At 62.1% G+C, this 14,754-nt stretch carries 12 protein-coding genes; all 12 read left to right on the top strand.

Annotated elements, in window-relative coordinates:
- Window positions 1-29: 29 nt before the first annotated feature.
- Window positions 30-1,268 carry an HNH endonuclease signature motif containing protein gene (locus EEB12_RS06485; protein WP_141487536.1) on the top strand — a complete coding sequence of 413 codons (1,239 nt, stop codon included), beginning with the start codon at window positions 30-32 and terminating at the stop codon, window positions 1,266-1,268.
- A gap of 100 nt (window positions 1,269-1,368) precedes the next feature.
- On the top strand, window positions 1,369-2,061 hold the full coding sequence (gene mftE / locus EEB12_RS06480) for a mycofactocin biosynthesis peptidyl-dipeptidase MftE (protein WP_141487535.1): 693 nt from the start codon (window positions 1,369-1,371) through the stop codon (window positions 2,059-2,061).
- 97 nt (window positions 2,062-2,158) lie between these two features.
- Window positions 2,159-3,556, top strand: a complete 1,398-nt coding sequence (gene mftF, locus EEB12_RS06475; protein WP_141487534.1) for a mycofactocin biosynthesis glycosyltransferase MftF — start codon at window positions 2,159-2,161, stop codon at window positions 3,554-3,556.
- A complete protein-coding gene (gene mftG / locus EEB12_RS06470; RefSeq protein ID WP_141487533.1) occupies window positions 3,553-5,034 on the top strand; it encodes a mycofactocin system GMC family oxidoreductase MftG in 1,482 nt (493 codons plus the stop codon). Before mftF ends, mftG begins: the two co-directional genes overlap by 4 nt.
- Window positions 5,035-5,139: 105 nt before the next feature.
- The gene (locus EEB12_RS06465; protein WP_019744245.1) at window positions 5,140-6,453 is read left to right on the top strand and encodes a helix-turn-helix domain-containing protein; all 1,314 of its coding nucleotides are present in this window, start codon (window positions 5,140-5,142) and stop codon (window positions 6,451-6,453) included.
- Window positions 6,454-6,596: 143 nt separating this feature from the next.
- Window positions 6,597-8,120 (top strand): aldehyde dehydrogenase, encoded by a 1,524-nt coding sequence (gene adh / locus EEB12_RS06460; RefSeq protein ID WP_007730158.1) that lies wholly within the window; start codon window positions 6,597-6,599, stop codon window positions 8,118-8,120.
- A 91-nt stretch (window positions 8,121-8,211) separates the two neighbouring features.
- On the top strand, window positions 8,212-8,772 hold the full coding sequence (locus EEB12_RS06455; RefSeq protein WP_099698337.1) for a DUF779 domain-containing protein: 561 nt from the start codon (window positions 8,212-8,214) through the stop codon (window positions 8,770-8,772).
- Between the two features lie 165 nt (window positions 8,773-8,937).
- Window positions 8,938-10,410, top strand: a complete 1,473-nt coding sequence (gene eat / locus EEB12_RS06450) for an ethanolamine permease (protein WP_003941913.1) — start codon at window positions 8,938-8,940, stop codon at window positions 10,408-10,410.
- On the top strand, window positions 10,407-11,831 hold the full coding sequence (locus EEB12_RS06445; RefSeq protein WP_019744243.1) for an ethanolamine ammonia-lyase subunit EutB: 1,425 nt from the start codon (window positions 10,407-10,409) through the stop codon (window positions 11,829-11,831). Before eat ends, EEB12_RS06445 begins: the two co-directional genes overlap by 4 nt.
- Window positions 11,828-12,601, top strand: coding sequence for an ethanolamine ammonia-lyase subunit EutC (gene eutC, locus EEB12_RS06440; RefSeq protein ID WP_141487532.1), 774 nt, complete (start codon window positions 11,828-11,830; stop codon window positions 12,599-12,601). Before EEB12_RS06445 ends, eutC begins: the two co-directional genes overlap by 4 nt.
- A gap of 82 nt (window positions 12,602-12,683) precedes the next feature.
- Complete coding sequence (locus EEB12_RS06435; RefSeq protein WP_141487531.1) at window positions 12,684-13,982, top strand: HAD-IB family phosphatase; 1,299 nt, start codon at window positions 12,684-12,686, stop codon at window positions 13,980-13,982.
- Window positions 13,983-14,124: 142 nt separating this feature from the next.
- Window positions 14,125-14,664 (top strand): hypothetical protein, encoded by a 540-nt coding sequence (locus tag EEB12_RS06430; RefSeq protein ID WP_019744240.1) that lies wholly within the window; start codon window positions 14,125-14,127, stop codon window positions 14,662-14,664.
- Window positions 14,665-14,754: the final 90 nt, after the last annotated feature.

Raw genomic sequence — 14,754 nt, 5'->3', positions numbered from 1 at the left:
TCGAAAGTATGTTCGATTAAGCTTTCGGTATGAACAGTCGGGAAGCATGGCAGCTGGATGGTGAGGGCCTCAAGGGTGAGGTTCTGGATCTGGTGCGCGCCCGGCACGAGTTGCAGTCGCGGATGGTGTTGCTGATCGTGGAGATGTTTTCCCGTGAGGTTCTCGGTGGGAAGGGTTTTCGGGCGATCGCGCAGTGGTTGCATGGTTCGACGAATTTGGAGATCGGTGAGTGCAGTCTGCTGGTCGGGTTGGCGCGGTTGTTGATGCTCGAACCCGTGGTGGCGGATGCGTTTCACCGCGGTGATGTGGATGCGTTGAAAGCCCGTCAGGTGGCGTCGTTTTGTCAGCATCCGCCGAAGAACATGACCCTGGCGGATGTGGACAAGGCTCGCGGGATTCTGCTTCGGTTGGCGTCGAAGAACATCGCGGATTGTGATGCGGTGCGGGCGGCGATTCGGCGGATCGAGAAGCAGTACGGCAAGCGTGAGGATGGTGTTCCGGTCGGGGAAGATTCGGAGTGTAATGAGTTCTACGCCTCGAAAGGCCTGTACGGGCGGGTGTCTGTGAAGGGTGATCTGGATGCTGTGAACGGGGCACGGTTGATCACGTTGCTGTCGAGTCTGTCCGCTCCGACACCGGAGAAGGACGGTGTCAAGGACACGCGTACTCCGGCGCTACGGCGGGCGGACGGGTTTTGCGAGTTGTTGCGCCGGTACGAGGGGGCGGGGTTGGGTCCGATCGAAGGTGGGGTGAAACCGCACATCACGGTGACCGCGTCGGCGAAAGACGTGACGGATCTGCAGGCCTTGAAAGACCTCTTGCCGTCCACTGAGGAGTTGGGGTTTGCGTGGACGGATTGGGTGGGTCCGATCAGTATCGACACTGCCCGGATGCTGGCGTGCGACTGCACCGTGACGCGGATCTTATTGGATGAGAATGGTGTTCCGCTCGAGTGCGGTAAGGAAGCGAGAACGGCGACGGTGCCGCAGCGGCGGGCGTTGGCGGTTCGTGATGGTGGGTGTGCGTTTCCGGGGTGCGGGACGCCGTCGGGGTGGTGCGATGCTCATCATATTGTTCACTGGAACGATGGTGGCCCAACAGATCTCGACAATCTGATCTTGTTGTGCGGTCATCACCATCGGACACTGCACCACACGGAGTGGCGGGTGGAGATCGGCCCGGATCGGAAGACGGTGTTCTATCCACCGATGTCCGTTGATCCGTATCAGCAGCCGATCGGCGGGAACAGCCCACCAACAGCGGCGTGACCGCGACAACCGAAAACTGATACACCGGGGCACAACCATGCCCCGGTGTATCCGCATGCTGTGTTGCGGTGGGAGGGGCCGGCACCAATACGATCGGGGGATGAGTTCTCCGCGTGACCTTGCTGCCATCCCGAGTCCTGCGCTCGAAGGCACTGCGCTCACCGTCGTGGTCCCGGTCGGTTCTTTCGAACAACACGGACCGCACCTGCCTCTCGATACCGACACTCGGATCGCGAGAGCAGTCGCACAGGCCATGCCCGACGTCGTCGTGGCCCCGGCCATCGAATACGGGGCGAGCGGCGAACACGAAGGGTTTGCCGGCACGATTTCGATCGGTGCCGAGGCTATGGAAACCCTCGTCGTCGAATACGGAAGGTCGGCGTTCAGATGGACGAAGCGGGTGCTGTTCGTCAACGGCCACGGCGGAAATGGTCCCGCGCTGGCCAAAGCTGTGGCACTTCTTCGATACGAGGGACGTGACGCCGCTTGGGTGCCGTGCGCTGTTGCGGGTGCCGATGCGCACGCGGGACACACTGAAACGAGCCTATTGCTGCACCTTTCGCCCGATTTGGTGCACATGAGCCTTGCTGAGACAGGAAATTTGTCTCCTATCGCGGACCTGATGCCAGGAATGCGTTCGGGCGGTATGGTCGCTGTGTCGCAAAACGGCGTTCTCGGCAATCCAGTCGGGGCTACCGCCGAAGACGGCGCATACATCTTCGGTGAGTTGGTAGGACGCGTGACGGATGGACTGGCCCGGTGGGAGCCTGGTCCAGATGGGAGGCTTCGGTGACGACCACGACCGAGTGGGGGCGGACGGTCCACCTGCGACGGCTTTCGAGGCTGCGACGAGTTGCAGCACGACGGGCTACGTCCCTTACGATCATCTGATGCGACCAGCAAGACTCCCCGACGGCTTCGGCATTCGGTTGGACCCCAAGGTGCGCACGTACTCGGGCGGCCGGGTGCTCATCGGCGGCTCTCCGACACGGATGCTCAAGCTGGCTCCGACGGCTGCGGCGATGATCGGTGACGGCTTCCTCGAGGTGGTCGACCAGCAGAGCGCTGCGGTTGCTCGTCACCTTCTCGATTCAGGCGTCGCGAATCCTCGTCCGATGTCGACACCGTCTGCGGCAGATGTCACCGTCGTGATTCCGGTCAAGGACAACCAGGCCGGCGTCGAACGCCTACTGCCCGTCCTCAAGGATCTGACCGTCATCGTTGTCGACGACGGTTCGGAAGTGCCGGTGGAGCCCCGTCGCGCCTGCCCGGGCACCGGAACCATCACAGTGGTGCGGCACGAGAGCGGCCGCGGACCCTCGGCAGCGAGGAACTCGGGATTGCGTTCGGCCCAAACACGTTTCGTAGCTTTCCTCGACTCCGACGTCATACCGCGTGCCGGTTGGCTCGAGTTGATGTTGGGCCACTTCAGCGATCCAGGGGTTGCCCTTGTTGCGCCCCGCATCGTCGCCCTCGATCCGTACGGGACGGCGCTGGCGCGGTACGAGAACATGCGATCGTCTCTCGACCTCGGACGTAAAGAAGCTGCGGTGAAGTCGGGAAGTCCGGTCGCCTATGTTCCCAGCGCGGCCGTGATCGTCCGGCGCGACGTGGCACTCGAATGCAACGGTTTCGACGAGAGTCTCGAAGTGGCCGAGGACGTCGATTTCTGCTGGCGACTGCAGGCTGCGGGTTGGCGACTGAGGTACGAACCGGTTGCGCATGTCGCCCACGATCATCGAGTTCAGTTCGACAAGTGGTTCGCCAGGAGAGCGTTCTACGGCACGGGCGCGGCGCCGTTGGCTGCAAGACACGAGGGTTCGGTTCCGCCGATGGCGATGTCGTTCTCGACGCTCTTCGCGTGCATCGCCGCCGCAACACTGACCCGTTCCGGTCTTGCGAGTGCGCTGGGCGCTCTGCTCTTCACGGTGTATCGCCTGCGAAAGATGTTCAACGGGCTGAGTCAGCCCACCCGGATCGCAGCGATCCTCACTGCGCAGGGATTTGTCGGAGGATTCTGGCAACTCGCCTCGGCGATGTGTCGTCACTACTGGCCGGTGACTCTTCTGGCGGTGATCGCTTCCCGTCGAATTCGGCGACTGGCCGTCGCTGCGGCAGTCACCGAAGGTTTGGTGGACTGGTATCGCCACCGTGAGCCAGGCGGGCTGGGTCCGGTTCGGTACGTCTTCTTCAAACGAGCAGATGACATCGCGTATGGAGCCGGACTCTGGCGGGGCGCGTTCGACGCTCGCGACTGGGCGGCGCTGAAACCTCGAATCACCAAGTGACAGAAGCCGACTACGCAGACTTCCTGATTGTCGGTGGTGGCACGTGTGGCTGCGTCGTCGCAGCCAGGCTCAGTGAAGATCCATCCGCCACGGTGATGCTCCTCGAATCGGGAAGCGGATATCGTTCGGCGCTCGAACTTCCGGACGTCCTGGGTGATCCGTACCGACTGCCGGTCGGACCTGCGAGCGAATACACGTGGACGTATCCGGTCGAACTGACACCGCGTCGGGCGTCCACGATTGCGCGCGGGCGGACACTCGGTGGGTCCGGGGCCGTCAACGGTGCGTACTTCACGCGCGCGACCCGCGCAGATTTCGAGAACTGGCCGAGTGCTTGGCGATACGACGACATCTTGCCGTACTTCAAGAAGTCTGAGACGGATCGTGATTTCGAGGGCGAGTTCCACGGGACCGCCGGTCCGATCCCGGTCGAGCGTCGAGCGTGGGACCAACTGCATCCACTGAGCGGTGAGTTTCATGCGGCAGCGCTCGGAGCAGGTTTTCCCGACGACGTCGACAAGAATGCGCCGGACTCGTTCGGCGTCGGCCGAGTGCCACTGAACGTGGCGGATCATCGTCGGATCAGTACTGCGATCGGGTATCTGATGCCGGCGTTGCACCGCCCGAATTTGCGGGTGGAATCCGGAGTGAACGTCATTCGCATCGTATTCTCGGGAACCCGTGCGGTCGGCGTCGACGTTCTCGACGACGGCAACGTCCGACGCATTCATGCCGACCACGTGATCGTGTGTTCGGGTGCGGTGGCGACGCCGCACATTCTCTTGAATTCCGGTGTTGGTTCGGCGGAACAACTTGCAGAGCAAGGAGTTTCCGTCATTCTCGATCGGCCTGGCGTCGGCCAGAACTTCGTCGACCATCCGGAAGTGCTGCTGCCGTACCATTTTTCGACGCCTCGTACGATTCGCTCGCAGACACCGGTGCTGGAGACTGCGCTCAATCTCGCCGAGCTTGAAATCCGTCCGTACACCGCATCTTTCACAGACTTGGTTCCCGGTGTGCCTCGCATGGATCACGGCGTCGGGGTGGTCCTCATGGCGCCGCGCAGTCGTGGGAGCATCGAACTGGCATCGGGGGATCCCGCTGGGGCACCGCGTATTCGATACAACTACGTCGCGTCGACGCACGATCGAGCAGCCATTCGGGAAGGAATGCAGATCGCCGAGAACCTTCTCGAGTCGATCGCCGACACCGGGTTGATCGATCGCCCCGTCGTGGAGTACACCGACGAGTGGATCGAATCTCGCCTCGGTACGTCCTTGCACATGTCCGGTAGCTGCGTGATGGGCGCCGAATCGGACCTGTTCGCAGTCGTCGATGATCGGTGCCGTGTGATCGGCGCGGCAGGACTCAGTATTGTTGACACGTCAATCCTGCCGACGATCCCGACCCGCGGCCCACACGCGACCGCGGTGATGGTCGCGGAACGAGCAAGCGCCATCCTGCTCGGTGACGAGTGACCGCGAGTGGCGGCAGGCTAGGTCGACAGTCATACCGAATGGTCGTTCTCGCCTACGGGCTGTGATCGGCGTTACAGTGGTCCACGGAGCGGAGGAACGCAAAATATGGCACGTGAACAGGCTGTGTCCGGCAACCCGTGGGTGGCGGTCAGGCCAGGGGATGACGTCGCGTTACTCGCGCGGCGACTTTCGTCTGCCCATCAGTCGTTCATCGATGCCCGCGGCGTGCCCGGCCAAGGGCTGACCGACGACTCCCATGTCCGTTCGGTCGTGCTCGAGTCCTGGATGCGGAGCCGCAACAAGGGAGTAAATCCTGATGTTGTCGGCAATCCTGAGATGCTCGAGGGGTTGGAACTCGAAAAATATCGGTCCGCGCATCCCATGTCATTGATCCGTCCGGTGATTCGGAAACTCCTGGTGGAAGATGCTGCCGAGACCGGATTGCTGATCGCGATCAGTGACGCACACGGTCGACTGCTCTGGGTGGAGGGTGACAACTCGGCCAAGGACAAAGCGTTGTCCATGAACTTCGTCGAAGGCGCCGACTGGAGCGAAGATCGTGTCGGCACCAATGCGCCGGGAACGGCGCTTGCTCTCGATCACTCCGTCCAGATTTTCGGATCCGAGCATTTCAACCGAACCGTGCACGACTGGAGTTGTTCGGCCGCACCCGTCCACGATCCCACCACTGGGCAAATCCTTGGTGCCATCGACATCACCGGTGGTCCCAGGGTCGCGGTTCCCGAAGTGCTGTCGCTGATCCGTGCAACTGTTGCGGCCGCCGAATCGGAATTGCGATTCCACCTCTTGAACTCGCCTATCCCGCTCAGCGCCACGGCTCCGCGCCTCGAAACATTCGGTGCCGGCCGGCCGACGCTGGTTCGCGGCGGTGACCGCATCCCGATTTCGCAGCGTCACGCCGAGATTCTCCTTCTGCTCTCCGAACATCCGGAGGGTCTCAGCTCCGACCACCTTGCGGTCCTGCTCGACGAGGGGGAGCTCGACGCAGTGACCATTCGCGCGGAAATGTCGCGGCTTCGTAAGGTTTTCGGCGCCGACCGGCTGGCTTCGCGTCCTTATCGGATCATCACGGAGTTCACGACAGACGTCGGCGACGTGCGGGCAGCGTTGGATCGCGGAGACGCGGCGACGGCGATGAAACTGTATTCGGGCCCGGTACTGGCAGGCTCGGCCTCCCCGGGAATCGAAGAGGTGCGGGAAGAACTACGCACCAGGGTTCAGGCGGCTCTGCTGCGTGGAGGTGACGCCAACCTTCTGGCCCGGTGGACTACGTCCGTACATGGGCGCGAAGACTCCGTCGTGTGGGAGGCCTACCTGTCCACGTTGGATCCTCAATCTCCGCTGTATTCGCAGGTCCAGGCAAGAATTGATCTCCTCGACCGCCAATTGGGCATCTGAGAATCATCTGCGTTTCTCGCACGCAACGTACTTGCAACGTTGCAACTCCTAGTGTTGTGAATCACACCCCACCGGGGGGTGGGATTGCAGTCACCGATTTGGTGGGTGCGCCCAGGAAGATCACGTTTACATAGGAGCTTGCAATGACCGTGTACGCCCGTCCAGGTACCGCCGACGCGATCATGTCCTTCCAGTCTCGATACGACAACTGGATCGGCAACGAATGGGTTGCTCCGGTCAAGGGTCAGTACTTCGAGAACCCGACACCGGTGACCGGACAGAATTTCTGTGATGTGGCTCGTTCCACCGCAGAAGACATCGAGCTCGCTCTCGACGCAGCGCACGCAGCAGCTCCGGCCTGGGGCAAGACCTCGGTCGCCGAGCGCGCGATCATCTTGAACAAGATCGCTGATCGTATGGAGGAGAACCTCGAATCCATCGCACTCGCCGAGTCGTGGGACAACGGCAAGCCGATCCGCGAGACCCTCAACGCCGACATTCCGCTCGCCATCGATCACTTCCGCTACTTCGCGGGAGCTATTCGCGCACAGGAAGGTTCGCTTTCGGAGATCAACTCCGACACCGTGGCGTACCACTTCCACGAGCCGCTCGGCGTAGTCGGCCAGATCATTCCGTGGAACTTCCCGATCCTCATGGCCGTGTGGAAGCTCGCACCCGCCCTTGCTGCCGGCAATGCCATCGTGCTCAAGCCTGCCGAGCAGACACCCGTCTCGATCCTGCACCTCATCGGCATCATCGGTGACCTGCTGCCTGCCGGTGTGCTCAACATCGTCAACGGCTTCGGCGTCGAGGCCGGAAAGCCGCTCGCGTCGAGCCCGCGTATCAAGAAGATCGCGTTCACCGGTGAAACCACCACAGGTCGCCTGATCATGCAGTACGCGTCGCAGAACCTCATCCCCGTGACCCTCGAACTCGGTGGCAAGAGCCCCAACATCTTCTTCTCCGACGTCCTCGCCTCCAACGACGACTACCAGGACAAGGCACTCGAGGGCTTCACGATGTTCGCCCTCAACCAGGGCGAGGTCTGCACCTGCCCGTCACGTTCGCTGATCCAGGAAGACATCTTCGACGAGTTCCTCGCGATGGCCGCCATTCGCACCAAGGCTGTGCGCCAAGGGGATCCGCTCGACACCGACACCATGATCGGTGCCCAGGCCAGCAACGATCAGCTCGAGAAGATCCTCTCGTACATCGAGATCGGCAAGGCCGAAGGCGCCAAGGTCATCACCGGTGGTGAGCGGGCCGAACTCGGCGGAGACCTGTCCGGCGGCTACTACGTCCAGCCGACGGTGTTCACCGGCAACAACAAGATGCGCATCTTCCAGGAAGAGATCTTCGGACCCGTCGTCTCGGTCACCTCGTTCAAGGACTACGACGAGGCCATCGAAATCGCCAACGACACGCTCTACGGTTTGGGCGCCGGTGTCTGGTCCCGCGACGGCGGAGTCGCGTACCGCGCAGGCCGCGACATCCAGGCCGGTCGCGTCTGGACCAACACGTACCACCAGTACCCGGCACACGCCGCTTTCGGTGGATACAAGCAGTCCGGCATCGGCCGCGAGAACCACCTGATGATGCTCTCGCACTACCAGCAGACCAAGAACCTCCTGGTCAGCTACGCCCAGAAGGCTCAGGGCTTCTTCTGATCGACCCACCGGCACCCGTGAGCCCCTCGCTGCGGGTGCCGGTGCGAGGGACTGCAACACGCGAAACCTGCACAAACACACGGAGGTTGGAATGAGCGCCACGGACACACCCGATACCGGCGCCGTTCCACCCCGGTTGGTGACCACCGCTGGGGCGGCTGACCTGCTACGCCGCCTCAGCGGGACTCACGGCGAACTGATGATGCATCAATCCGGCGGATGCTGCGACGGCTCGGCCCCGATGTGTTATCCCTCAGGCGAATTCATCATCGGGGACCGTGACGTACTACTCGGAATCGTCGATCTCCGACTTGCTGTCGGAGAGATTCCCGAAGACCTTCCCACCGGAACCGACGCTGTACAGGTCTGGATTTCCGGATCACAGTTCGAAGCCTGGAAGCACACCCAGTTGGTGCTGGACGTCGTGCCCGGCCGCGGCAGCGGATTCAGCCTGGAGTCTCCTGAAGGATTCAGATTCCTCAGTCGAGCAAGGGCATTCACACCGGACGAAAACGAAGCACTCGGCGCGTCGAGCATTCTCGTAGGCGCTGATTGGGAAGCGGGCGTGCGTCCTTCGCCCCCGACGGCTCCCCAGGTGGTCGCCGAGGCCGTCGATGCCTGCCCGGTGCCGGGCGCGGCCGCCCGATCGTGAGAACGGCCGCCTGAAGAAGATCTGAACAGACTCGGGGCCGCTCACATGACAGCCAGTTAACAGCACGGTCATCTCCAGGCGACCTTCTCCGTACATCGCCCACATACCGTTCATTTCACGCGACGCATCCACCGTGCGTCGTCTCATTCTTGACCGATTAAGAGGATGGACATGTCTCTTTCCGACCACGCAACCGGCAAAAACGCCGGTGCCGCGGGTGCACACCACGACGGCGCAGACTTCCATGCGGAAGACAATTCGTATCTGGAGAAACGAACACTCCGAAAGGGAACAGCAGGGTGGGTGCTGCTTGCGGGGTTGGGTGTCAGCTATGTGATTTCCGGTGACTACGCCGGCTGGAACAACGGTCTGGCCGAAGGTGGTTTCGGTGGCCTTCTCATCGCGGCCGTCGTCATCGCGGGGATGTACCTGGCGATGGTGCTCGGTATGGCCGAGATGTCGTCGGCACTTCCTGCCGCTGGTGGTGGATACACGTTTGCCAGACGGGCCATGGGGCCCTGGGGCGGATTTGCCACCGGCACAGCAATTCTCATCGAGTACTCGATAGCACCCGCAGCGATCGCGACCTTCATCGGTGCGTACGTCGAGTCCCTGAACCTGTTCGGGATCACCGACGGGTGGTGGGTGTACCTCGCGGTGTACGCGATCTTCATCGGCATTCACCTCACCGGCGCCGGTGAGGCACTCAAGGCGATGTTCATCATCACCGCCATTGCACTCGTCGGCCTGGTCGTGTTCGCGGTTTCGGCTGTCGGCCTTTTCGATTCGTCCAACCTCACCGATATCGCCGTCGACACCAGCGCAGTCGGATCCTCGTCGTTCCTGCCATTCGGTCTGCTCGGAATCTGGGCCGCCGTGCCCTTCGCGATCTGGTTCTTCCTTGCCGTCGAAGGTGTGCCGCTGGCCGCCGAGGAAGCGCGTGAACCGGAGAAGAACGTCCCCCGCGGCATCATCATCAGCATGTTGATCCTGATCGTCACAGGCGCAACGGTTCTCTTCCTCGCCACCGGTGCGCTCGGCGCCGATGCCCTGTCCACCTCCGGAAATCCGCTCGTCGAGGCTCTGGGGGACAGCGGAGCGGCAAAGGCCGTCAACTACATCGGACTTGCCGGTCTGGTCGCGAGCTTCTTCTCGATCATGTACGCCTACTCACGTCAGACGTTTGCTCTCTCCCGCGCCGGCTACCTGCCGAAGAACCTGTCGGTGACCAACAAGCGCAAGGCCCCCACTCTCGCGCTCGTCGTTCCCGGAATCATCGGCTTCGCGCTCTCACTCACCGGTGAAGGTGCCATGTTGCTCAACATGGCGGTGTTCGGCGCGGCAGTCAGCTACGTCCTGATGATGGTGAGTCACATCGTTCTTCGTAAGCGTGAGCCGAACATGCCGCGCCCGTACCGCACGCCCGGCGGTATCGCCACCACCTCGTTTGCGCTCGTGATCGCGGCAGTGTCGGTGGTGGCCACCTTCCTGGTCGATCCCGTTGCGGCATTGCTGACGTTGGTTGCCTTCGGAGTTCTGATGGCGTACTTCGGTCTCTACAGTCGTCACCACCTTGTTGCCAACTCGCCGGACGAGGAGTTTGCTGTACTTGCACAGGCGGAAGAAGAATTGGGATGAGTCGCGGGATGGCCAAGTATCACCAGCAGGTATCCGGAACCAACTACTCGTTCGACGGTCTCGTCGATCTGATGGCAAAAGCGACACCACTGCGGTCGGGTGACGAACTAGCCGGTTGCGCGGCAAGCTCCGACGCCGAACGTGCTGCTGCCCAATGGGTTCTGGCTGATCTTCCGTTGACTGTGTTCCTCGAAGATCTGTTGGTTCCGTACGAGGACGACGAGGTCACCCGGCTCATCATCGACAGCCACGATCGCCTCGCATTTGCGCCGGTGGCCCACCTGACTGTTGGCGGATTACGGGACTGGCTGCTCGAGACTGCGTCGGCGCCGGAAGCTTCAGCACGCTTGTCCGCCGTGAGTCCCGGTCTGACCCCCGAGATGGTTGCCGCGGTCAGCAAGATCATGCGCAATCAGGACCTGATCGCCGTCGCCAAGGCCATCACGGTCACCGCGGGGTTCCGCACCACCATCGGACTGCCTGGGCGGCTGAGCACCCGACTCCAGCCAAACCACCCGACGGACGATCCACGCGGCATTGCGGCGGCCACATTGGACGGTCTCCTGATGGGATGTGGCGACGCCGTCATCGGCATCAACCCCGCGACGGATTCACCCCAGGCCACCTCGGATCTGCTCCACCTGCTCGACGACATCCGTCAGCGATTCGAGATCCCGACTCAGTCGTGCGTGCTCTCTCACGTGACCACCACGATCGGACTGATCGAATCGGGGGTGCCGGTCGATCTTGTCTTCCAATCGATTGCCGGTACCGAAGGCGCCAATTCCGGTTTCGGAGTGAACATTCCGCTACTGCGCGAGGGTAACGAGGCCGGACGCTCCTTGAACCGCGGAACGGTCGGCAACAACGTCATGTACCTCGAGACAGGGCAGGGGTCCGCCCTCAGTTCAGGTGCCCACTACGGCACCGGCGGAGCCCCGGTCGATCAGCAGACACTCGAGACCAGGGCATACGCCGTGGCTCGAGATCTCGAGCCGCTGCTGGTCAACACGGTGGTCGGTTTCATCGGTCCCGAGTACCTCTACGACGGCAAGCAGATCATTCGCGCGGGCTTGGAAGATCACTTCTGCGGAAAACTCCTCGGGCTGCCGATGGGAGTGGACGTCTGCTACACCAACCACGCCGAAGCCGATCAAGACGACATGGACAACCTCCTCACCTTGCTGGGCGTCGCCGGCGCGGCGTTCGTGATCGCGGTGCCCGGCGCCGACGACGTGATGCTCGGCTATCAAAGTCTGGCGTTTCACGACGCGTTGTACGTGCGTAAGGTCCTCGGTTTGCAGCCCGCCCCGGAGTTCGAGACCTGGCTCCACAACTTGGGGATGACCGACGCAAACGGTCGGGTTCTTCCGATCGACGCCGAAATGTCGCCGCTGAGGGCTTTGACGGTGAACTCATGACCGAAGATCAGGCACCGATCCTCGATTTCTGGGGTCCACTGCGCAAGACCACACAATCGCGTATCGGGCTGGGGCGTGCCGGAGATTCGTTGCCCACCAAGCGGGTTCTCGAATTCAAGGCAGCACACGCCGCAGCCCGCGACGCAGTGCACGAGCCACTCGATTCCGAGACTCTCGCCAGTCGGGTCGACGGGGTGGGTATCGGGGCACCGGTGGTGGTCGCGAGCAGCGTCTCCACTCGCAGCGAGTATCTCCGGAGACCTGACCTGGGGCGCCAGCCTGCTGACCTGAGCGCGATCAAGAGCTCCGACAAGGAAATCGGGTTCATCCTCGCCGACGGACTCTCCCCGCGAGCACTGATGGACCACGGCGAGCAACTACTGTCCGCGTTGGTCACGGTGTTGGGGGAGCGGTACTCGATTGCGCCGCCGGTGATCGCCACGAATGCCCGTGTGGCACTGGGTGATCACATCGCCGCCGCGATGGGAGTGCAGACGGCGATCGTCCTGATCGGCGAACGTCCAGGGCTCTCCGTTGCGGACAGCGTCGGGATCTATCTGACTCATCTTCCGCGCGTCGGTCGTACCGACGCGGATCGAAACTGCATTTCCAATGTCCACCCACCCGAGGGCCTCGGATACGAGCAGGCTGCTCGTGTCGTCCTGGGGTTGGTGACGGGAGCGCGCCAATTGGGCCGCTCCGGCGTCGACCTCAAGGACACCTCTCGCACCGACGCCGTTGCGTCGGGAGAAGTGCTGACGCTCGACTAGTTGACAGCTGCACGGCATACCCGGGTCGATCGACACTTGGGTATGCCGTCGTACCCGAATCACGACGAAAATGAGGGAATCGATGTTCCGTTCGCTGCATGCCCGCGCCCTGTGTGCGTTGGCCGTAGGTAGTGTCCTGTTGAGTGCAACTGCATGTAGTTCGGCCGAGAGTACCACGAAAGAGGATGCGGCGCAGGGTAGTTCATCCTGCGCGGCGTTGGATCCCAGTCTGGCGTGGTACGGCGACAACCGTGTGAGGTTGGATGCCATGATGACGGAGTTCGGAACGTGTGGAGCTGCAGGTGATGTCGATGACGGCGCACCGTTGGCGCTCTTCGACTGGGACAACACAGTTGTCAAGAACGACATCGGAAGCGCCACTGCATTCTGGATGATCAAGAACAACAAGGTGTTACAGCCCGCCGGAGCGGACTGGGCAACCACCAGTCGCTTCATGACTCCAGCCGGCGCTGCCGCACTTTCCGTCGCGTGTGGCTCGGAGACCGCCCCGGGTCAACCCTTGGTAACCAGTACCGACTTGGACTGCGCTGACGAGATCGTTGCGGTACTCGAGGAGAAGACTCGCGACGGACAGGTTGCATTCGACGGCTACGATCACCGCCGGACCAAGGCCGCATACGCGTGGGCGGTGCAGTTGATGGCAGGGCACACCGAGGACGAGATCACCGAGTACGCCCGCGCAGCGCGTGCTGAGAATCTCGCTGCTGCAGAAGGATCCGATCAGACCGTCGGTACCACGGAAGTCGACGGCTCGGTGCGTTACTACGCGCAAATCGAAGATTTGGTGAAAACCCTCGGCGCTCATGGATTCGACGTGCGGATCATCTCCGCGTCGGCCGAACCGGTCGTTCGAGTCTGGTCGGAGCAGCTGGGATTGGATGCCGATCACGTGATGGGAGTTCGGCCGATCGTCGAGGGCGGCGTTCTGACGGGGCGCCTGCGGGGATGTGGTGGGGTTGCGGACGGTGACGACTCGGTCATTCCGTACATCGATGGGAAGCGGTGTCAGGTCAACGAGGTTGTCTACGGGGTCCAAGGGCCTACGGCGTTCGAGCAGTTGCCTGCCGATCGGCGTCAGGTGTTTGCTGCCGGTGATTCTGTCACCGACGTGACGTTCCTCGGAGATGCGACCGGTGCGCGCCTGGTGATCAACCGCAACAATCCCGAACTGATGTGCAATGCCTACGACAACAGTGACGGAAAATGGCTGGTCAACCCCATGTTCATCGAACCGAAAGCACAGGCGGATGCTCCCTATCACTGCTCGACCGATGCCTACACCGACGCGGCCGGGGCCAAAGGCGCCGTAACTCGTGCGGACGGCAGCGTGATCCCCGATCAGGTCGATACCGTCGCGTGACAGTCGGCTTGCTGCGGTGACTTCACAACGATCGATCGGCGTGTGATCTGATTCTTTCGAGCCCTTTGTCGGGCTGCGGAAACCCACGGGTGTCCGCTGTGATGCTGGAGCCGCAGAGGCGGCACGTGAGTAGGAGAAATCGATGGCCTTCGCTGGCAATGTGGACGAGTTGGCACTGCTCCAAGCAGTACGTCTCAAGGAGCGGGTCGGAGCGGTTGTACTGGCCGAGCACTTGGGCGTCAGCGCAGCGTCCGGTCAAGCTGCGTACGACGCACTTGTCGCGCAGGGTAAAGCGGCCGAAGCAGAAGGTGCCATCAGCCTGACCGAGAAAGGCCTCGCGGAACTCGAAGATCAGTTGGACGCTGAGCGGGTCTCGATCGACGAGGACTCCATCGGCGAGGTGTACGAGGCTTTCGTTCCGCTGGACGAGGAGTTCGTTGCACTTATCGACGACGCGGACGCGAATTCCCTTGCCGAGCTGGACCGCCGGGCTGCAAACCTGTTCGACGATTTGTCGGCATTCGTTCCGCGGTTGTCCCGCTACCAGGATCTCTTCTCGGATGCTCTCGCGAAAGTTCAAGCGGGGGAGTCCAAGTGGATTTCAGAACCGATCATCGACTCCTACGCCACGGTGTGGGGAGAGATCCGTCAGGAGCTTTTCGGGGCTGCCGGAAAGGCTTGATTCGTAGAGCTGGACCCTGACGCAGTTCAGCGTGGGCCGTCCGATTCGTGTGAACGAATCGGACGGCCCACGGCATGTGGAGAGCGGTGA

The organism is Rhodococcus sp. WS1 (assembly GCF_003797745.1).
Taxonomy (GTDB): Bacteria; Actinomycetota; Actinomycetes; order Mycobacteriales; family Mycobacteriaceae; genus Rhodococcus_F; species Rhodococcus_F erythropolis.
Note: the sequence above shows the minus strand (reverse complement) of the source record. Positions and strands in the feature narration are given on the sequence as shown.

Excerpts from the sequence above, each read along its gene's own strand:
- EEB12_RS06485 (WP_141487536.1), top strand. The coding sequence starts at position 30 with ATGAACAGTCGGGAAGCATGGCAGCTGGATGGTGAGGGCCTCAAGGGT.
- mftE (WP_141487535.1), top strand. The coding sequence starts at position 1,369 with ATGAGTTCTCCGCGTGACCTTGCTGCCATCCCGAGTCCTGCGCTCGAA.
- mftF (WP_141487534.1), top strand. The coding sequence starts at position 2,159 with ATGCGACCAGCAAGACTCCCCGACGGCTTCGGCATTCGGTTGGACCCC.
- EEB12_RS06465 (WP_019744245.1), top strand. The coding sequence starts at position 5,140 with ATGGCACGTGAACAGGCTGTGTCCGGCAACCCGTGGGTGGCGGTCAGG.
- adh (WP_007730158.1), top strand. The coding sequence starts at position 6,597 with ATGACCGTGTACGCCCGTCCAGGTACCGCCGACGCGATCATGTCCTTC.
- EEB12_RS06455 (WP_099698337.1), top strand. The coding sequence starts at position 8,212 with ATGAGCGCCACGGACACACCCGATACCGGCGCCGTTCCACCCCGGTTG.
- eat (WP_003941913.1), top strand. The coding sequence starts at position 8,938 with ATGGACATGTCTCTTTCCGACCACGCAACCGGCAAAAACGCCGGTGCC.
- EEB12_RS06445 (WP_019744243.1), top strand. The coding sequence starts at position 10,407 with ATGAGTCGCGGGATGGCCAAGTATCACCAGCAGGTATCCGGAACCAAC.
- eutC (WP_141487532.1), top strand. The coding sequence starts at position 11,828 with ATGACCGAAGATCAGGCACCGATCCTCGATTTCTGGGGTCCACTGCGC.
- EEB12_RS06435 (WP_141487531.1), top strand. The coding sequence starts at position 12,684 with ATGTTCCGTTCGCTGCATGCCCGCGCCCTGTGTGCGTTGGCCGTAGGT.
- EEB12_RS06430 (WP_019744240.1), top strand. The coding sequence starts at position 14,125 with ATGGCCTTCGCTGGCAATGTGGACGAGTTGGCACTGCTCCAAGCAGTA.